At 70.8% G+C, this 17,462-nt stretch carries 18 protein-coding genes and 1 tRNA gene; 7 read left to right on the forward strand and 12 right to left on the reverse strand.

Going from position 1 to position 17,462, the window contains the following annotated elements:
* The first annotated feature begins 16 nt into the window (after positions 1–16).
* Both AUC44_RS04870 and AUC44_RS04875 read left to right on the forward strand, forming a co-directional pair.
* Positions 17–397, forward strand: a complete 381-nt coding sequence (locus tag AUC44_RS04870; RefSeq protein ID WP_062159685.1) for a YkvA family protein — start codon at positions 17–19, stop codon at positions 395–397.
* 21 nt (positions 398–418) lie between these two features.
* Entirely contained in the window at positions 419–1,141 is a 723-nt protein-coding gene (locus tag AUC44_RS04875) for a hypothetical protein (protein WP_062157640.1), read from the forward strand.
* Positions 1,142–1,196: 55 nt separating this feature from the next.
* Here AUC44_RS04875 and AUC44_RS04880 read toward each other — a convergent pair whose 3' ends face one another.
* Together AUC44_RS04880 and AUC44_RS04885 are read right to left on the reverse strand one after the other, a co-directional pair.
* The gene (locus tag AUC44_RS04880) at positions 1,197–1,700 is read right to left on the reverse strand and encodes a DUF456 domain-containing protein (protein WP_062157641.1); all 504 of its coding nucleotides are present in this window, start codon (positions 1,698–1,700) and stop codon (positions 1,197–1,199) included.
* A gap of 86 nt (positions 1,701–1,786) precedes the next feature.
* Positions 1,787–1,863: transfer RNA gene (locus AUC44_RS04885), tRNA-Met, on the reverse strand.
* Between the two features lie 228 nt (positions 1,864–2,091).
* On the opposite strand from AUC44_RS04885, the gene fni reads away from it, so the two are divergent.
* Complete coding sequence (gene fni / locus AUC44_RS04890) at positions 2,092–3,102, forward strand: type 2 isopentenyl-diphosphate Delta-isomerase (RefSeq protein WP_062157642.1); 1,011 nt, start codon at positions 2,092–2,094, stop codon at positions 3,100–3,102.
* A 154-nt stretch (positions 3,103–3,256) separates the two neighbouring features.
* Here the strand turns inward: fni and ychF are convergent, their stop codons facing one another.
* The 4 genes from ychF to greA all read right to left on the reverse strand — a co-directional run bounded on the left by ychF (position 3,257) and on the right by greA (position 7,213).
* Positions 3,257–4,354 carry a redox-regulated ATPase YchF gene (ychF, locus tag AUC44_RS04895; RefSeq protein ID WP_062159686.1) on the reverse strand — a complete coding sequence of 366 codons (1,098 nt, stop codon included), beginning with the start codon at positions 4,352–4,354 and terminating at the stop codon, positions 3,257–3,259.
* A gap of 117 nt (positions 4,355–4,471) precedes the next feature.
* Positions 4,472–5,962 (reverse strand): GGDEF domain-containing protein, encoded by a 1,491-nt coding sequence (locus AUC44_RS04900; protein ID WP_062157643.1) that lies wholly within the window; start codon positions 5,960–5,962, stop codon positions 4,472–4,474.
* 335 nt (positions 5,963–6,297) lie between these two features.
* The gene (locus AUC44_RS04905; RefSeq protein WP_062157644.1) at positions 6,298–6,666 is read right to left on the reverse strand and encodes an SH3 domain-containing protein; all 369 of its coding nucleotides are present in this window, start codon (positions 6,664–6,666) and stop codon (positions 6,298–6,300) included.
* Between the two features lie 76 nt (positions 6,667–6,742).
* Entirely contained in the window at positions 6,743–7,213 is a 471-nt protein-coding gene (gene greA / locus AUC44_RS04910; RefSeq protein WP_062157645.1) for a transcription elongation factor GreA, read from the reverse strand.
* A 143-nt stretch (positions 7,214–7,356) separates the two neighbouring features.
* On the opposite strand from greA, the gene AUC44_RS04915 reads away from it, so the two are divergent.
* Positions 7,357–7,683 carry a hypothetical protein gene (locus AUC44_RS04915; protein ID WP_062157646.1) on the forward strand — a complete coding sequence of 109 codons (327 nt, stop codon included), beginning with the start codon at positions 7,357–7,359 and terminating at the stop codon, positions 7,681–7,683.
* Between the two features lie 70 nt (positions 7,684–7,753).
* On the opposite strand, the gene AUC44_RS04920 is transcribed toward AUC44_RS04915, so the two are convergent.
* From AUC44_RS04920 to AUC44_RS04930, 3 genes are all read right to left on the reverse strand, one after another.
* The gene (locus AUC44_RS04920; RefSeq protein ID WP_062157647.1) at positions 7,754–8,803 is read right to left on the reverse strand and encodes a hypothetical protein; all 1,050 of its coding nucleotides are present in this window, start codon (positions 8,801–8,803) and stop codon (positions 7,754–7,756) included.
* A 7-nt stretch (positions 8,804–8,810) separates the two neighbouring features.
* Positions 8,811–9,608: an enoyl-CoA hydratase-related protein gene (locus AUC44_RS04925; RefSeq protein ID WP_062157648.1), complete on the reverse strand. Its 798-nt coding sequence runs from the start codon at positions 9,606–9,608 to the stop codon at positions 8,811–8,813.
* 90 nt (positions 9,609–9,698) lie between these two features.
* Positions 9,699–10,418 carry a phosphorylase family protein gene (locus AUC44_RS04930; RefSeq protein WP_062157649.1) on the reverse strand — a complete coding sequence of 240 codons (720 nt, stop codon included), beginning with the start codon at positions 10,416–10,418 and terminating at the stop codon, positions 9,699–9,701.
* A 349-nt stretch (positions 10,419–10,767) separates the two neighbouring features.
* On the opposite strand from AUC44_RS04930, the gene AUC44_RS04935 reads away from it, so the two are divergent.
* The 3 genes from AUC44_RS04935 (at position 10,768) to recJ (ending at position 14,492) form a co-directional block, all read left to right on the forward strand.
* Positions 10,768–11,937, forward strand: coding sequence for an S-layer homology domain-containing protein (locus AUC44_RS04935; RefSeq protein ID WP_062159687.1), 1,170 nt, complete (start codon positions 10,768–10,770; stop codon positions 11,935–11,937).
* Positions 11,938–12,060: 123 nt separating this feature from the next.
* Entirely contained in the window at positions 12,061–12,393 is a 333-nt protein-coding gene (locus AUC44_RS04940) for a lipopolysaccharide assembly protein LapA domain-containing protein (RefSeq protein ID WP_062157650.1), read from the forward strand.
* A gap of 53 nt (positions 12,394–12,446) precedes the next feature.
* A complete protein-coding gene (gene recJ / locus AUC44_RS04945) occupies positions 12,447–14,492 on the forward strand; it encodes a single-stranded-DNA-specific exonuclease RecJ (RefSeq protein ID WP_082689140.1) in 2,046 nt (681 codons plus the stop codon).
* 70 nt (positions 14,493–14,562) lie between these two features.
* Here recJ and AUC44_RS04950 read toward each other — a convergent pair whose 3' ends face one another.
* The 3 genes from AUC44_RS04950 to hemL are packed head-to-tail and all read right to left on the reverse strand — an operon-like array spanning position 14,563 to position 17,357.
* A complete protein-coding gene (locus AUC44_RS04950; RefSeq protein ID WP_062157652.1) occupies positions 14,563–15,579 on the reverse strand; it encodes an NAD(P)/FAD-dependent oxidoreductase in 1,017 nt (338 codons plus the stop codon).
* Between the two features lie 3 nt (positions 15,580–15,582).
* Entirely contained in the window at positions 15,583–16,011 is a 429-nt protein-coding gene (locus AUC44_RS04955) for a CoA-binding protein (RefSeq protein WP_058976045.1), read from the reverse strand.
* Positions 16,008–17,357: a glutamate-1-semialdehyde 2,1-aminomutase gene (gene hemL / locus AUC44_RS04960; protein WP_062157653.1), complete on the reverse strand. Its 1,350-nt coding sequence runs from the start codon at positions 17,355–17,357 to the stop codon at positions 16,008–16,010. The genes AUC44_RS04955 and hemL overlap by 4 nt, the downstream gene beginning before the upstream one ends.
* Positions 17,358–17,462: the final 105 nt, after the last annotated feature.

The following is a 17,462-nucleotide window of genomic DNA, read 5'->3' on the forward strand; positions in this document are numbered from 1 at the left end:
TCCGGCCCGGCAGGGCCTGTGGGCGCGGCTGCGGGCCTTCGCCCGCTACCTGAAGGCGGAACTGCTCGCCCTGAGCCTCGCGGCGCGCGACCCGCGCACGCCCTGGTACGCGCGGGTGTGGGCGCTGCTGGTCCTCGCGTACGCCCTGAGTCCCATCGACCTGATCCCGGACTTCATCCCGGTTCTGGGACAGCTGGACGACCTGCTGCTCGTCCCGGCGGGGTTGTGGGTGGCGCTGCGCCTGATTCCGCCCGGGGTGCTCGCGGACGCCCGGCGGGAGGCGGCGGCGCATCCCGAGAAACTGGCCCGGAGTGCGGTGGGCGCGGCGCTGATCGTGCTCGTCTACGCCGCGCTGATCGTGCTGGCGTGGGCGTGGTGGCGCGCCCGCAGCGGCTGAGCGCGTAGGATGCGGGCACTGATGGCCCGTTCCCGCAAGCCCCGCCCCGACGCTCCCGCTGCCGCCCCGCTGCCCGCCCAGGCCGACGCCCCGCTGCCGGCCTCGATCCTGGCCGGCCCACGCCTCTTCGCGCGCGCGCTGGCGCCGACCGAGCCGCTCGCGTGGCGGTACCTGGGTGTGGTGGCGGTCGCGGCGGTGCTGTCCGGCGGGGCGTACGCGGCGCTGGTGCGCCCGGCGGTCAATCTGGCAGCCGAGGTGGCGGGCGGCGCGGCGCCGCTGGCCACGCACGCGCTGAACGTGATCGGCGGGGCGTTCCTGTCGATGTTCACGTTCGGGCTGATGTGGGGCCTGGGCCTGCTCGGCGCGGGCCGCGCGGGCCGCCCGGCCGAGGTGTTCGGCGCGACCTTCGCGCTGCTGCCGCCGCTGTACGTGCTGGTCATCGTCCTGAGTGTCCTGATCCCCGACGGGGCGTGGCGCCCGGCGGCCGACGCGCTGGCGGCAGTGGGGAAGGACCCGAACGCGGCGCAGCGGCTGGGGCTGGCGGGCCTGAAGACGACCTCGGCGGCGTTCCTGCTGCTCGTGGTCACGCTGGCGGCGCCGCTGGTGCAGTCCGGGCTGGCCTTCGTCGCGTTCCGCGAGCTGACGGGCCGGGCTGGCCGCGCGGCACTGGGGGCGCTGCTGCCGCTGCTGCCGGCGCTGGCGGTGGGCTTCATCGCGCTGGCGCCCGTGCTGCTGGCCCGCTGAACGGGCGAAGCCGCCCCGCTGGTGGGCGGGGCGGCTCAGGCGCGCGGGGTGACGGTCAGAACACGCCCTTGGCCGGCTCCCACAGCCGCCACAGCTCGTACAGACCGATCAGGAGGTGCAGAACGACCTTCGCGGCGATCCCGGCGAGCAGACCGACCAGGGTGCCCCAGGCGCTGCGCAGCGCGTCCATGGGCGCCTTGCGCACGATCAGCAGCTCGGCGATGAGCGCTCCGGCCAGCGGCCCCACGATCAGGCCGAACGGAATGACCGGCAGGATCCCCACGAGTCCGCCGATGACGGCGCCCCACACGGCCTGCTTGCTGCCGCCGTACTTGCGGGCCCCCCAGGCCGAGGCGACGTTGTCCACCATGCTGATCAGGATCGTGATGACCAGGAAGGTCAGCAGGAACGGCAGGTCCGGCCACGGCTGAAAGCCGTCCACCAGGGTCGCGGCGACACTGCCGATGAAGATGATGACGGTGGCGGGCAGGGCGGGCACGAAGGTGCCGATCATGCCGATCACCCAGGCGACGAGGAAGATCAGGAACGCGAGACTCACACGCCACAGTACGGACCGGGCCGGGCGAACGTTCCCCGGCGTGCCGGCAGGACAACAGAAGAAACCCCCACCGAAGTGGGGGCGTTTGGTTGCAGGGACAGGATTTGAACCTGCGACCTCCGGGTTATGAGCCCGACGAGCTACCAGACTGCTCTACCCTGCGTTACTCTGGTTCTTCTTTTCGCGCTTTCTTCGCGTTGCCGCGTTCAGCGCTCAGAAATAGTATCTCCACCTTCCCGATCTGTCAACACCCTGGCGCGGCGAGGCCGAAACCGGGCGCCCGGGCGGCCGTCACCGGAGCGCGCGTGGCGGTCCGCCCGGCCTGCCGGACCGTGGGGACGGCGTGCCTCACGACAGTCCACCGCCGCGCCGGACAGGTACGCTGGGCGGCGTGAGCGCGCCCGAACCGACCGCCATCCAGACCCGCAAGCTGCGGCACATCGAGGCGTGCCTGCGGCCCGACAGTCAGTACGCGCGGCAGACCACCGGGCTGGAGGGCGTGGCGTGGCCGTACCGGGCGCTGCCCGAACGCAACCTGGAGGACGTGAACCTGCGCGCCTCCTTCCTGGGCCGCCCGCTGGCCGCGCCCGTGCTGATCGGCGCGATGACGGGCGGGGCCGAGGCGGCGGGGCGCATCAACCGGAACCTCGCCGTGGCCGCGCAGCGCCTGGGGATCGGCATGATGCTGGGTTCGCAGCGCGTCATGCTGGAACGCCCGGAGGCCGCCGCGTCCTTCCAGGTGCGGGACGTCGCGCCGGACATCCTGCTCGTGGGAAACCTGGGCGGCGCGCAGTTCCTGCTCGGCTACGGTCCCGAACAGGCCCGGCGCGCGGTGCAGGAGGTCGGGGCGGACGCGCTGGCCATCCATGTCAACCCGCTTCAGGAGGCGCTGCAACCGGGCGGCGATACGCGCTGGGCGGGGCTGCGTGACCGCCTGGCAGAGGTGATCCCGGACCTGGACTTCCCGGTGATCCTCAAGGAGGTCGGGCACGGGCTGGACGCCGCGTCGGCGGCGCTGGCCGCCCCGCTGGGGTTCGCGGCGCTGGACGTGGCGGGCGCGGGCGGCACGAGCTGGGCGCGGGTGGAGCAGCTCGTGCATCACGGCGAGGTCCGCACGCCGGACCTGTGCGACCTGGGCGTGCCGACCGCGCAGGCGCTGCGGGACGCCCGGCTCGTGGCGCCGGGTGTTCCGCTGATCGCGTCGGGTGGGATCCGCACCGGCCTGGACGCCGCGCGCGCCCTGTGCCTGGGGGCCGAGGCGGTCGCGGTGGCCCGCCCGCTGCTGGAACCGGCCCTGCACAGCGCCGAGGCGGCCGAGGACTGGCTGGCGAACTTCATTCACGAGCTGCGCGTGGCGCTCTTCGTGGGGGGCTACGCGGCCGTGCGCGACCTTCGCTGCTGAGCCGGCCACGCGAGGCGCCGGGCAGAGGAGAGGCGCGGTCACGGGCTGGGGTCAGCCGGCACGCGCCACACGGGCCGGGCCCCGGCCCCTCTGCCCAGGTTTACAAGGCAGCGGCGGACATGATCACGTCCGCCGCTGCCCCCGTCTGCGGTGGTTACATGTTGTGCAGGACGTTCATGATGTCGCCGTCCTTCATCACGTACTCCTTGCCTTCGGTGCGCACCCAGCCCTTGCTCTTGGCTCCGGCCCAGCCGCCGGCCTCGACCATCTTGTCCCACTCGATGACCTCGGCGCGGATGAAGCCCCGCTCCAGGTCGCTGTGGATCTCACCGGCCGCCTCGGGGGCCTTCTCGCCGCGGCGGATCGTCCAGGCGCGCACTTCCTTCTCGCCGCTCGTGATGAACGTGATCAGGCCCAGCGTGTCGTAGCCGACCTTGACGAGCTGATCCAGGCCGCTTTCCTGCACGCCCAGTTCCTCCAGGAACATGCGCGCCTCGTCTTCGGGCATCTCGGCCAGTTCGCCCTCGATCTGCGCGCTGATCTTCACGACCTGCGCGCCCTCGGCGGCGGCGTACTCGCGCACCTGCTGCACGTACGCGTTGTCCTCGGTCAGGTTGTCCTCACCGACGTTCGCGACGTAGATCACGGGTTTGGTGGTGATCAGCCCGAACTCCTTCGGGATGGGCGCGTCGTACGTGCCCGCGCGGGCGGGTTTGCCCTCGGAGAGCACCGCGATGATCTGCTCGGCCAGTTCCGCCTGCTCTTTCGCGTCCTTATCGTTCCCCTTGGCCTTCTTCTGCAGGTTCTGCAGGCGTTTTTCCAGGCCGCCCAGGTCCGCGAGGATCAGTTCCGTGTTGATCGTCTCGATGTCGTCGATGGGGTCCACGCGGCCCGCGACGTGAATGACGTTCCCGTCCTCGAAGCAGCGCACGACGTGCGCGATGGCGTCCACCTCGCGGATGTTCGCCAGGAACTGGTTGCCCAGGCCCTCGCCCTTGCTGGCGCCCTTCACGAGGCCCGCGATGTCCACGAACTCCACGAACGTCGGGATGATCGGCGGCACGCGCTCGCCCTTCGTGAACACGCGGCTGAGCGCGGCGAGGCGCTCGTCCGGGACGGTCACGCGCCCCACGTTCGGCTCGATGGTCGCGAACGGGTAGTTCGCCGCGAGCGCCCCGGCGCGCGTGATGGCGTTGAACAGCGTGCTTTTCCCGACGTTCGGCAGACCGACAATTCCAATAGCAAGACCCATACAGACTCCTTCCACACGCCGCTTCAGGCGGCGCGGCAACCCTGACAGTGTACAGGCAAGCGCGAGACCGTGGCGCGCTCCGGTCCGGCCGCCGGCGTTCCGGGCCCGTCCTGCGCCTCAGACCTTCAGGCTGTTGCGGCCACCCTGTTTGACCTCGTAGAGGTTCCGGTCGGCCCGTTCGATCAGGCGGATGAAGTCCTGACCGTCCAGCGCCACGCCGATACTCACCGTCACCGAGAAGGTGTCGCGGCCCTCGTGGAAGACCAGCCCATTGACCCCGTCCAGGATCTGACGGCACGCCGGGACGACCGAGCCGCCACCGAAGCGCACGAACAGGAATTCCTCACCGCCGTAGCGGACGATCAGGTCTGCCGGCGTGGCGACCCCCTGAAGGAGCCGCGCGATGGCCTGGATGACCCGGTCGCCGGCCGGATGCCCCCAGCGGTCGTTGACCTGCTTGAACAGGTCAATGTCGATCAGGGCCAGGGACAGCGCACCGTCCTGCCCGGCCCACGCCTCCAGCCGCTCGCGCAGCAGGTGCCGGTTGGCGAGCCCGGTCAGCGGATCGGTGCGGCTGAGCATCGTCAGCTCGGCGTGCTCCACCTCCAGCTGCCGGGCGTAGTTCAGCAGGTGCGTGTGGTTGCGCTCGGCTTCCTCCCACGCCAGGAAACTCTCGAAGAGCTTGCGGGCGTGCCGCCACTGGGCCTCGCTGGCGACCTTCTCGTACTGCGCGCTGCGGCGCAGCGTCCGCAGGCCGTCGGCGTGGTTCCCCAGCGCCTCGTAAGCCTCGCTCAGACGGGCGTACAGCAGGGCCAGGTACTCGTGATTGTCCATCGCCTCGAGTTTGGGCAGCAGCGCCGAGACGTGCTCGATGATCTCGGCCGGAGCGGCGTGCCGCGACAGCGCGATCCAGGCCTGGGCCTGAACGTTGATGTCCTGCGTGGACCTGAGCAGCGCGTAGAGGCGCGCCCGGTAGATCCGGAGTTCCCGGTCGTACCCCAGGGTTTCGAGGAGCGGGAAGAGCGAACTGAGGATCAGGGTCTCGATCACGGGTTTGAGCACGTCTCCCGGCGCTTCCAGGGCGGCGAAGTAGAACTGGACTGCCGTTTCCAGCGCGCCCGCCTCCTGATAGATGTTGCCGAGGTTGAACTGGGCCACCGGCAGTCCGATGGGTTCCGGCTCACGCTCGAAGATCCTGATCACGTCCAGCAGGAGCTGCTCGGCCCGGACCGGATGCGCGGCGCGGATGATGGCCGCGAAGTCGTGCAGGCCGATGGCCTCCAGACGGGTGTCCCTGATGAGGCGGCTGACCCGGATCTGCTCTTCCAGGTGGGACAGCGCCTGATCGATGTGGTTCATGCCGTGCGCGACGCACGCCGCGACATTCAGGGCCCGGGCGTACCAGACGCTGGGCTCCCCGACCTTCAGGTCGTGCAGGACCGGCGTGATGAGGTCATGGGCGTCCCGCGTGCGGCCGTGTCGCCAGCTCAGGTAGGCCAGGACCACCCGTGACCCTCTCTCCTGGATGAAGCGCAGGGCCAGGGTCTCGGCATGTTCTGAGCGGGTATCCCGTTCACTCCACGCGGTTTCCATCGGATCAGTGATCATCACTCCCCCCCGGCGGCCGGTCTCAAGTCTCTGACTGAAGAGTGGATCATGTCCTTCGGGTTGGTCGAAGATCCTGTGCGTGTCTACAGTAGCTCAACGTTGACTGAGGTGGTGGCGTGAAGCGTCAACGATTTGACAATATTGTAAATGACGTCAACTCAGGCTTTATGACCGATGGGCTCAGTTCAATCCTGTGGCCTTCAGATTCGATCCTTCCAGAGTCCTCTGTCAGGGTCGGCTAGGCAGTCACCAGTGCCTGTGGATTTCCTGAACGGCACCCCTGAACAGCCTGAGCAGGTCAGGGGTGACTGACCCGGCGGCCGAGCCACGCCAGTTCAGCGGGCCAGCAGGGGGCGTTCCAGGTCATCGCACGCGAGGCCGTTCCGGTTGGGATCGCGGCTGGCGAGGTACGCGGCCTCGCTGCGGCGCAGGTTCTTCAGGCCCAGGGGCACCAGCTGGCGGCACTCGCCCGGCAGATTCACGGCCTCGCGCAGGATCCAGCCTCGCTGCGCGCCGAGCTGCACGTCGCACCACAGGGCGTAGCAGCGGTTCAGGTTCAGGCGGGTGAGGGCCGGCAGGGTCCGCAGCGGCGCGCTGGCCTGGTTGGGCACCGGGTACAGGGTCGTGGCGGGCGCGACCCAGGCCGGCGCGGCCAGTGCGCCACCCAGCAGCAGCGGCAGCAGGGGGCGGGTCAGGCGGCGCATGGTCGCCCGTCAGTGTAGCCGGTACGTGAAACGCCTCCCTGCACCCGGTGGGGGGGAGGCGGCGGGTGGGGGGCGCTTACAGGTAGTCGACGCTGAGGATCTCGAACTCGGCGCTGCCCTTGGGCAGCTGCACGGTGACCTTCTCCCCGGCGCGGCGTCCGGCGAGGGCCTTGCCGATCGGGCTGGCGTCGCTGATCTTGCCCTTCAGGACGTCCACCTCGTAGGTGCCGACCAGTTCGAACTGGTGTTCCTTGCCCTTGGCGTCGCGCACGCGGACCTTGGCGCCCAGGCCGGCGCCGCCGGTGGCGTCCTCCTCAATGATCATGGCGCGCTCGAGCTGCCGCTCGAGTTCGGAGATGCGGGCCTCGTTCTCGCTCTGCTGCATCCGCGCCTCGTCGTACGCGGCGCTTTCGCGCAGGTCGCCGTCCTCGATGGCGCGGCCCATGTTCTCGGAGATCTCCTCGCGCTTGGTGGTCTTCAGGAAGTGCAGGGTTTCGACCAGTTTGTCGTACCCGCGCTGGGTCATGGTGATGCGATCCTTCGTCATAGACAGTCAAGTATAGGCGGTTTCGGATGGTGGCGGGGTGGGCGTTGACCAGTGGGTCCCGCAGCCGCCCGCCCGCGCGATCATGAAGGCGCCCCCCCTGATTTCCCCACCTGGCGGGGCGGCGCAGCCCGTACCCTCCGGGCATGACACGAGACGACACGCGCGAGTACGCCCCCGAGGGCGAGGTCCGGGACGACGGCACGACCGGCGAACTGCTCAACGACAAGATGGCGGCCGAGGATCTGCTGCGCGGCGCGGCCAGTGCCGAGAGCAGCAACCCGAACGATCAGCCGGGCTTCCAGGACGGCGTGCTGGGCGGCAGCGACTTCGAGGACCGCCAGGGCACCCCCAACAACGACGGGGACAGTGACCTGGAAGGCCGCGCGGCGGGCGGCGAGGGCGTGCACCGCAGCGGCGGTGTGGACGGCGGCCCGGCCCGCACGACGCCGCTGCCCGGCGCGAAGAAGTAAGCGGACACAGGCAGGCTGCGCGGAGGGAAACCTGACCAGCATGTCGGGGTTCCCTCCGCGCAGCCTGACGTCAGCGGCTGTCGGTGCCGATGCCCAGGTTCTCCACGACCGCCTGCTGCGTCTGCTTCTGCGAGTCCATGACCTCCACGGCCACCTGCTCGCCGCCCTCCAGATCCATCACGAAGTGGTCGCCGTCGAGCCGCACGCGCGAGAGGATCTGCTCCTCGCCCTCGGGGCGGGTGGTGGCGCGCAGCTCCACGAACCGGCGCATGGGCGTGCGGATCACCTTCGGGGCCAGGATCTCCTCGACCTGGAAGATCCCGCCGGAATTGTTCATGGTCACGCTGATCAGCACCGGCTTGTCGCGACCCCGTTCGATCACGACCTGATCCACCGCCAGCGCACTGATCGAGTGGATGTCCACGCTACCCAGGCTGAACGCCTTGCGCCCCCGGCCCTTGGTGATGTCGGTGCCGTCCGCGACCGCCACGATCCCGCCCTCCAGGGTCAGCGGCGCCGGGCTCAGGTCGTGGCAGTTGATGGCGCCCAGGATGAACGAGCGCACCTTCACGCGCTTGAACGGGTCTGGGTACAGCGGCGTCATGATCCGGTCGAGGATCGGCAGGGCCAGCGCCACGCCGTGCGCCTCGTGGCCCACGCGGTGAATCTGGTTGCCGATGTCGTGCAGCATGGTGCCCAGGATGACGGTCAGGAACACGTCGTCGGCGTCGCCCACGCCGCTTTCCATCAGGTCGGTCTTCACGCCGCCCTCGAGGAGCAGTTCCGTGATCGCCATGCCCGCCGCGCCCGTGATGAAGGCGTGCACCCGCCCGTGGTCGTTGTACCCCAGCTTGCGCATGGTGATGTAGTTCGCCATGTCCCAGTGGGCCAGGGCCTCCGGGTCGCCCCGCAGCGCGTCGTACGCAGCCAGCGCGCGCGGGTAGTCGCGCAGGTCGCTGCGGATCGCCTGATTGGCCTCCTCGATCAGTTTCGAGCGGGGGGTGGTGAACTCGACCACGCGGCTCTTGGCGGCCGGCGCGGCGCTGTCCTCGCGGCCCGCGACGTCGCTGACCTTGCCGCCCTCGACCTGCAGGCGGAACTTCTGCTCGCCCGCGCCCATGCCGTCCTCATTCACCCTGGAACTCCGCGCGGCGCTTGTTCAGGAAGGCGTCCACCCCCTCGCGGAAATCCTTCGTGGCGACCGTCATGCCGAACAGGTCCGCCTCGACCTCCAGGCCCGCCTCCAGCGCGGTGTCCATGCCGCGGCGCACCGCCTCCTTGACCAGGGACAGCGCAATGGGGGCGTTCTTGAGCATCAGCTCGGCCACCTCGCGCGCCTTGGTCAGGGCGTCGTCCGCGACGTAGTTCACGAGGCCCATGCCCAGCGCCTCGTCGGCCTTCACCTGACGGGCCGTGAGCATCAGGTCCAGTGCGCGGCCCGCACCGACCAGCCGCGCGAGGCGCTGCGTGCCGCCGAAACCCGGGATCAAGCCCAGCGAGACTTCCGGCAGGCCCAGGCGGGCGGTGGTGGCCGCCACGCGTACGTCGCAGGCCAGCGCCAGTTCCAGCCCGCCGCCCAGCGCGAAGCCGTTCACGGCGGCGATCACGGGAATGGGCAGCGAGGAGATCTGGTGCATGACGTCCTGCCCGGCCAGCGACAGCTCGCGCCCGTCGTACACGCCCTCGAGGTTCTCGAACTCGCTGATGTCCGCACCCGCCACGAACGCCTTGTCGCCGGCGCCCGTGATGATCAGCGCGCCCACCTCGGCGTCCTCCACGATCAGGTTCACGGCCTGCGCGATCTCCGAGAGGGTATCGGCACTCAGGGCGTTCAGGGCGCGGGGGCGGTTGATGGTCAGCACCGCGATCGGGCCATGCTGGTCAATCTGCACGTTGTTGAACTCGAATTCATCCAGTTGGGTCATGCGCCCATCCTGCCACAGCGCGCCGCACGCACAAAGGCGATCAAAACAGAAAGGGAGCCGCCCGGGTGGACGGCACCTGCGCGGCGGCGGTCAGTCGCGGGCGGCCAGCGTCACGATGGCGTCCAGCGCCACGCGCACCATACGGTCCACCCCGGCGGCCAGCACGTCGTCCGGCACGAGCTGTGGGTCGCCGATGTCGTTGCTGCACGCCGTCAGACACGCTGCGCGCAGACCGCGTTGCGCCGCCACGAGGAAGATCGCGCTGGCCTCCATCTCGAAGCCCAGCACGCCCCGCCCCGCCCACAGCCGCGCGTGCTCCGGCGTGCTGGCGTAGAAGGCGTCCTCGGTCATGACCAGACCCACGTGGTGCGGGGCGCCGCTCGCGCGGGCCGCCTGCACGCTGGCCTCCACGACCTCGAAGCTCGCGGCGGGCGCGTACGGAGCGCCGCCCAGCATCTGCCGGGTGGTGCCGTCGTTCGGCACGGCCGCCGTGGCGATCACCAGATCACCGGGCGCCACGCTGGGGGTCGCGCCGCCCAGCGTCCCCACGCGGATCAGCGTGCGCGCCCCCAGCCGGGCGAGCTCCTCCGCGACGATGGCCGCGCTGGGGCAGCCCATCCCGGTCGTCTGCACGCTGACCGGCAGGCCCTGGTAGGTTCCGGTGAAGCCCAGCAGCTGCCGGTGGCTGGTGTACTCGCGCGCACCGTCCAGGTAGGTCTCGGCGATGTGGCGGGCGCGGTTGGGATCCCCGGGCAGCAGGACGTACGGGGCGACGTCCCCCGGCTGAGCACGAACGTGAATCTGACTCATGTGCCGGAGTATACGGGCGCCCTCTCCGGCTGCCCACACCCGGGATGAGGGCCGGCACGGTGAGCGATGCCTCATGAACGCCCGACATGACCTTACAGACAGATTTCTCATCTGAATTGCTGGGAACCCGGTTCTGGGCGACAAAGTTCAGCTCATGGAGAACGGCCGATTTGCCACGGCGTCCTCATGTTCAATACAAACGTCAGCTGCGGCTCATAAAACGCCGCTCTGCCGTGCAGGACGCCGCGCGCGATTCACAAAGACCTCACGGCACCTGCCTACCGTGAAGCGCAGAGGAACGCGTCACATTGTGCTGTCGTTTCCGATTCAGACCGAAGGAGAACTCCACATGCGCAAATCACTGATCATCGCGTCCACCCTGGCCCTCAGCCTCGGCGCAGCCAGCGCCCAGACCACCACCACGACCGCCGCCCCCGCCCAGGTCACCCTGAGCGATGTGCCCGCCGGTCACTGGGCCAAAGACGCCGTGGACAAGATCGTCCAGTGCGGTCTGATCCAGGGCTTCCCCGACGGCACCTTCCGCGGCAACGAGAACCTGACCCGCTACCAGGCCGCCCTCATCTTCTACCGCGCCCTGCAGACCGGCGCGCTGAGCGGCTGCGGCTTCGGCGCCACCGACATGACCACCATCGCCAACGGCATGCAGGAAGTCAGCACCGAACTGGCCGCCATCGCCAGCCGCGTCACTGACCTCGAGAAGCTCACCGCCGACCAGCAGGCCCGCATCGACGCCCTCGAAGCGAAGATCAACGGCATGGACAGCGGCGCCGCCAGCACCGACGTCACCGCGCTGAACGCCCGCATCAACGCCCTCGAAGCGGCCATCCGCAACATTCCCGCCGGTCCCCAGGGTCCCGCCGGTCCTCAGGGCCCCGCCGGCCCCCAGGGCCCCGCCGGCCCCGCCGGTGCCAGCACCAGCACCACCGGGACGGTCACCACCCCCGCGCCCAGCACCGACACCACCGTCGTGATCGGCGAGCCCACCCCCACCGCCGTGGTCCCCACCCGCGACATCTACGCCGGCGTCACCGGCGGCGTGAAGATGGCCGGCAGCGGCTCCGAGTGCAAGGACCTGGGCAACAAGACCAGCAACGTGAACTACTGCCTGAACGCGGGCGCCGTGGTCGGGAAGAACAACGTGATCGGCCCGGTCGGCGCGCGCATCAGCGCGGACTACCAGCCCGGCTGGAACGCCGTGAGCGTGGACGCCAACGCGACCTACGCCCTGAACACCGGCAGCCGCGTCACCCCCTACGTGGGCGCCGGCCTGGGCCTGACCAGTGGCCAGCAGCGTGGCAACACCGGCCAGAACGCCAGCGACGTGTACGTGAACGCCATCGCCGGCGTGGACTTCAACGTCACCGACAGCATCGCGGTGTTCGCCGAGTACAACGGCCGTTACTACACCAGCAACAAGGGCTACGCCACCGGCCTGGACAGCAGCGCGAACAACGGCCTGAGCAACGGCATCAAAGCCGGCGTGAAGTTCTTCTTCTAACCGCCGTTCCCTCCAGGGACACAGCCCCCGGCCACGCGCCGGGGGTTCTGCATGGGGGCAGGCAAGGGCCACGCGCGCGGGGGACACGGTCCTCCTCACCCGCGCGGGCTAGACTGCGGGGCGATGCGCCTCGTCTCCTTCCTTCAGGTGCTGCTGCTGCTGGGCATCGCCGCCTATCTGGCGCTGGTCACGCTGGAAAATCCCGGCGTGATCCGCCTGCCCCTGCCGACCGGCAGCGGTGAACTGACCGTGCCCGTCGGCATGGCCGTCACGCTTTTCCTGGGCCTGGGCGTGCTGTTCACCAGCCTGCTGCTGCTGCCGGGCCTGTGGCGGGAACGGCTGCGCCGGGCGCGTGAGGCCCGGCAGCGCCGTCAGGCCGAGGAACGCCTGACCGCCACGCTACAGGCCCGCCTGGGCGCCCTGCCGGAGACCACTGACCCGGAGGTGACAGCGTGAGTGCGCGCTGGGTGCTCGCGCCGCCCGCCAGTCGCGAGGATCTGCTGCGCGTCATGCGGGAGTGGCGGGTGTCGCCCCCGCTGGCGCAGGTTCTCACGGGTCGGCACCTCACCCCCGCACTTCTGGATCCGCCGCTGGTCCTCACGCCCAACCCGGCGCTGCGCGAGGCGGCCCGGCGCATCGTGACCGCCATCCGCGCGAAGCAGCGCATCCGCATCCACGGCGACTACGACGCGGACGGTGTGAGCGCGACCGCCACCCTGGTCCTGGGCCTGCGCGAACTGGGCGCCATCGTGCACGGCTTCATCCCGCACCGCCTGAACGAGGGCTACGGCGTCCACCCGGACAAGGTCGAGGAGCACGCCGCCGCCTGCGACCTGCTCGTGACCGTGGACTGCGGCGTGACCAACCTGGATGAGGTCGCTGCGCTGATCGCGCGGGGCGTGCAGGTCATCGTGACCGACCACCACGCCCCGGGCGACGGCTTCCCGGACGCACTGGTCGTCCACCCGCACCTGACCGACGGCTACGACCACGACCTGCACAACCTGACCGGGGCCGGGGTGGCGTACCATCTGCTGTGGGCCGTTCATGAGGAACTTGGGCTGCCCGAGCCGCGCGCCCTCACGGCCCTGGCGACCCTGGGCACCGTCGCCGACGTCGCGCCGCTCATCGGGGAGAACCGCGCGCTGGTGCGCGCCGGGCTGGACGCCCTGAAGGACACGGCCCGGCCGGGCCTGCGCGCCCTGCTCGACTCGGGCCGCGTGAAACGCCCCACCGCGCGGGACGTGGCGTTCATCCTCGCCCCGCGCATCAACGCCGCCGGACGCCTCGGCGAGGCCGACGTGGCGCTGGACCTGCTCACGACCTCCAGCGCGCACGACGCCAGCCGACTCGCGGAGTACCTGGAGATCCGCAACCAGGAACGCCGCAAACTCCAGGACGACATGTTCCAGCACGCCCTGACCCTCGCCGATCCGGGCGAGCCCGCGCTGGTCGTCACGCACCCCGACTGGCACGCGGGCGTCATGGGGATCGTCGCCAGCAAACTCGTGGATACGTACCACAAACCCGTGTTCATCGTCGCGCAGGGCAAGGGCTCCGTGCGCTCCACGCCCGGCATCAGCGCCGTGGCGGGCCTGCGCTACAGCCACGACCTGCTGAAACGCTACGGCGGGCACCCCGGCGCGGCCGGCTTCGCCATCGACCCCGCCAACATGGACGCCTTCCGGGACCGCATCCACGCCTACGCCCGGCAGTTCCCCACCCCCGCCCCGCGGGTGCGGCTGGACGCACCGCTGCCCGCGCTGGCCGCCAGCCTCGACCTGCTCCAGGAGACACACACCTTCGAGCCCTTCGGCGAGGGACACGCCCTGCCGCTGTGGCACCTGCGTGAACCCCTCACCGAGACCCGGCTGGTCGGCAAGAAGGGCAACAGCCTCCAGTTCAAGGTCGCTGGCCTGCGCGGCATCAAATTCGACGAGACCGACGACCAGGGCGGCGAACGCGACCTGGGCGCGCACCTCGTCAGCAGCGAGTGGCGCGGCCAGACCCGCCTGGAATTCCACGGGCAGGCCCTGCGCGTCCCCGCGCCCATCGACCTCGACGCGCCCACCCCCACGCAGCCCACGCCGCGCCTGAACCCCAGAGCCGCCATGGAACACCTGCGTGCCGGAGCGAGCGCCTACGCCGAGGGCCCCGTCGCCGCGTACCTGCGCGACAACGTCCCCGGCCTCACCCTGGTCACCGGCACGGACGCGCACCCCGGCGGGGAACTCATCCTGTATGCCCTGCCGCCCGAGGACACCCTGCGCGGCTGGCTGCACGCCACCCGAACGCGTCCTGCGGCCAGCCTCGCCTTCGCGTTCGGCCCCAAGACCCTGGCGGAACTCGAAGGCAGCCTCAGCCGCCACCACCTCAGCGCGCCGCCCGCCAATCCGCTGCTGAACCCCGGCACGCTGGAGGCCGCCGCCGACGCCTACCGCCGCTGGCAGTGGGCCCACCACTGGCGCACCCTCAGCGACGACGGCTGGACCGCCAGCGTCCACGCCATGCTCGGCGAACCCGTACGGGAACCGGAAGCGATCAGCGCGGACTGAGCAGGGTCAAAAGGTCTGAGGGTCCAAGGCTTCGACGCTTGGACCCTCAGACCTTTTGACTCTCAGCCCTTCACGTTCCCGTGACGCGGCGGGCGAGGGTCCAGCCGCTGAGCAGCGCGGTTTCCACGCGGGGGCCGTGCTCGTCGGGGGTGAACCAGTCGCCGCACCAGCCGAGGCGTAGTTCGGGGTCCCAGTGGCAGGGGCCGGGCGCGGGGCGGGTGGGGATGGCGTAGCGCCAGCGGTGCGCGAAGGTGTGCAGGGAAGGCGGGAGGTCGCCCGTAATCTCGGCAGTGGCGCTCAGCAGCTCGGGCAGGACCTCGTCCGGGGTGCGCTCCAGGTTCGCGCGGCTCCACTCGGGCGTGGCGTGCAGCGTCAGCGCGGGCGGGTGCCCGGCGGGGCGTTTGGTGTGCTCGCGGGCCAGCCACTCCAGCACGGGATGATCGGCGCGCAGGGCAGGCCAGCTGGCCTCCAGATCGCACTCCAGTACGATGCCTGCCGCCCAGCACGGCGCGTACTCGACGGCGGCGACCCGTTCGGCGGTGCCCTCGGAGTTGCTGCCGCGCAGGTCGAGGTCCGCCAGGAGGGGGGCCAGCTGCGGCGCGGGCAGGTTCAGGAGAAGCGTCCCGGCGTCCCAGGTGGCACCGTCGCGGGTGTGGACCCGCCAGCCGTCCGGGCGGCGTTCCAGGCTGCTGACCGTCACGCCCGTGGTGACCTCCAGTCCGCGGGCGAGGGTGCGGCCCAGCGTGCTGAGGCCCTGTGGGGGCGCGTAGCGGGGGTGCCCGTCGCCACCTCCATGAACGTTCCCTTCTTCCCAGCGGGGAATGCCGCGCGTCCACTCGGCGTTCCAGCCCTCCCGCACCCCCGCCTCGGCCAGCGCGCGGGTGCGGTCGTGGCGAGCGGTGAAGAACCGCGCCCCGTGATCCAGCCGCGCTTCCCGCCCGTCGGGGAGGGTCACGCGGCGGGTGGCGGCGCGGCCCGACACGCCCCGCGCCTTGTCCAGCAGCGTGACGTGCTGATCCGCCGCGCCCAGGTCACGCGCCGCTGCCAGCCCACCCAGGCCCGCACCCACCATCAGCACGCCTTGCATGCGTTACAGCAGCGCCCGGTGATCGGCGAGGAGGCAGCGGTCCTGCACGACGTCGATGCCATGGGCCGCGAGTTCGCGGGCGGTCGCGTCGTCACGGATGCCGAGCTGCAACCACACCACCTTCGGCGGGGTCGGCATGGCCAGGATGTCCGGCAGGTGCCCGCGCACCTTGTCGCTGCGGCGGAACACGTCCACGATGTCCACCGGGGTCGTGATCTCCGCCAGGGTCGCCACCGCCCTGTGCCCGAAGAAGCTCTCGCCACGCGCCGCCAGCGCCGGGTTCACCGGGATGATCGTGTAGCCCTGGCGGTGCATGTACTCCGGCACGTAGTACGCGGGTTTCATCGCGTCGTGGTGAAAGCCCACCACGGCGATCACCCGGTGCTCGGTGAGGATCTGCCGCACCTGCGCCGTCTGCGTCACCAGCGTCATGCGCCCAGGTCCTGGTAAGCGGCGCGCGCGGCGTCCAGCGTGGCGTTCAGTTCCGCGTCGCCGTGCGCGCCACTGACGAAGATGCTCTCGAACTGGCTGGGCGCCCAGTACACGCCCCGGCCCAGCATGCCCTGGAACCAGCGGGCGAAGGCCTTCGTGTCGCTCGCGGCGGCGTCCGTGTACGTGCGCACGCTGCCGTCCGGCGCGTCCAGATGGAAGGCGGTCAGCATGCTGCCGATGTGGTTGATGCTGACCGGCACGCCCGCCGCTGACGCCGCGTCCCGCAGGCCGTCCGCCAGAGCGGTGGTGTATGCCCCCAGCCGCGCGTAGAGGTCCGGGTCGGCCTCCAGCGCGCTCAGGGTCGCGAGGCCCGCCGCCATCGCCAGCGGGTTCCCGCTGAGCGTCCCGGCCTGATACACCGGGCCCTGCGGGGACACGAAATCCATCACCTCGGCGTGGCCCCCGTACGCCCCCACCGGCAGGCCGCCGCCGATGATCTTGCCCCAGCAGATCAGGTCCGGGCGCAGGCCCAGCAGGCCGGTCGCGCCGCCCAGCGACAGGCGGAAGCCGGTCATGACCTCGTCCGCGATGAGCAGCGCCCCGTGGGTCTTCACGCGGTGCAGCGCCGCCAGGAACTCCGGTGTGGGAATGAGCACCCCGGCGTTCCCCACCACCGGCTCGAAGATCACGGCCGCCACCTCCGAGCCGCGCGCGGTCATCAGGGCGTCCAGCGCCGCCGGATCGTTGTACTCGCTCACCAGCGTCAGGCCCGCGTACTCCTCGGGCACGCCCGCGCTGCTCGGGGCGGCCGCGCCCAGCGCCCCGTCCGCGTTCGTGAGCAGGCCACTCCCGGCCTCCACGAGCAGGCCGTCCGCGTGCCCGTGGTAGTTCCCGCGGAACTTCACGATGAACTTCCGGCCGGTCACGCCACGCGCCAGCCGCAGCGCGCTCATGGTGGCCTCGGTGCCGCTGCTCACGAAGCGCACGCGGTCCACGCCCGTCAGGCGCGTCACGAGTTCCGCCAGCAGCACCTCCCGCTCGCCGGGCGCGCCGAAACTCGTGCCGTACTGCAGCGCGTCCGCGATCGCCCCCCGCACTGCCGGGTGGTTGTGGCCCAGGATCATCGGCCCCCACGATCCGATGTAATCCAGCAGGCGCGTGCCGTCCGCGTCGGTCAGGTACGCGCCGTCCGCGCGGGCGATGAAGCGCGGCGTGCCGCCCACGCTGCGGAAGGCCCGCACCGGACTGTTCACCCCGCCCGGCGTGACGGCCCGCGCGCGCGCGAATAGCGCCTCCGACTGCGCCGTGGGCGCGGGTAGAACAGCAGCTTGCAACTCGGTGGTCATGCCCCCCACCTTACCGGAGGCCCGTGAGGCCCATGGGCAACCCAGCGCACACTGAATGCAGCAGGGCGCAGGAGGTCTGTACCGCGCGCCGGGCCGGGCGGGAGG

This window comes from Deinococcus actinosclerus (genome assembly GCF_001507665.1).
GTDB classification, from domain to species: Bacteria; Deinococcota; Deinococci; order Deinococcales; family Deinococcaceae; genus Deinococcus; species Deinococcus actinosclerus.

Excerpts from the sequence above, each read along its gene's own strand:
- AUC44_RS04930 (WP_062157649.1), bottom strand. The coding sequence starts at position 10,418 with ATGAGTCAGATTCACGTTCGTGCTCAGCCGGGGGACGTCGCCCCGTAC.
- ychF (WP_062159686.1), bottom strand. The coding sequence starts at position 4,354 with ATGGGTCTTGCTATTGGAATTGTCGGTCTGCCGAACGTCGGGAAAAGC.
- AUC44_RS04950 (WP_062157652.1), bottom strand. The coding sequence starts at position 15,579 with ATGCAAGGCGTGCTGATGGTGGGTGCGGGCCTGGGTGGGCTGGCAGCG.
- AUC44_RS04905 (WP_062157644.1), bottom strand. The coding sequence starts at position 6,666 with ATGCGCCGCCTGACCCGCCCCCTGCTGCCGCTGCTGCTGGGTGGCGCA.
- AUC44_RS04915 (WP_062157646.1), top strand. The coding sequence starts at position 7,357 with ATGACACGAGACGACACGCGCGAGTACGCCCCCGAGGGCGAGGTCCGG.
- AUC44_RS04935 (WP_062159687.1), top strand. The coding sequence starts at position 10,768 with ATGCGCAAATCACTGATCATCGCGTCCACCCTGGCCCTCAGCCTCGGC.
- AUC44_RS04900 (WP_062157643.1), bottom strand. The coding sequence starts at position 5,962 with ATGATCACTGATCCGATGGAAACCGCGTGGAGTGAACGGGATACCCGC.
- AUC44_RS04920 (WP_062157647.1), bottom strand. The coding sequence starts at position 8,803 with ATGGGCGCGGGCGAGCAGAAGTTCCGCCTGCAGGTCGAGGGCGGCAAG.
- greA (WP_062157645.1), bottom strand. The coding sequence starts at position 7,213 with ATGACGAAGGATCGCATCACCATGACCCAGCGCGGGTACGACAAACTG.
- AUC44_RS04925 (WP_062157648.1), bottom strand. The coding sequence starts at position 9,608 with ATGACCCAACTGGATGAATTCGAGTTCAACAACGTGCAGATTGACCAG.
- AUC44_RS04875 (WP_062157640.1), top strand. The coding sequence starts at position 419 with ATGGCCCGTTCCCGCAAGCCCCGCCCCGACGCTCCCGCTGCCGCCCCG.
- AUC44_RS04955 (WP_058976045.1), bottom strand. The coding sequence starts at position 16,011 with ATGACGCTGGTGACGCAGACGGCGCAGGTGCGGCAGATCCTCACCGAG.
- AUC44_RS04940 (WP_062157650.1), top strand. The coding sequence starts at position 12,061 with ATGCGCCTCGTCTCCTTCCTTCAGGTGCTGCTGCTGCTGGGCATCGCC.
- hemL (WP_062157653.1), bottom strand. The coding sequence starts at position 17,357 with ATGACCACCGAGTTGCAAGCTGCTGTTCTACCCGCGCCCACGGCGCAG.
- recJ (WP_082689140.1), top strand. The coding sequence starts at position 12,447 with ATGCGGGAGTGGCGGGTGTCGCCCCCGCTGGCGCAGGTTCTCACGGGT.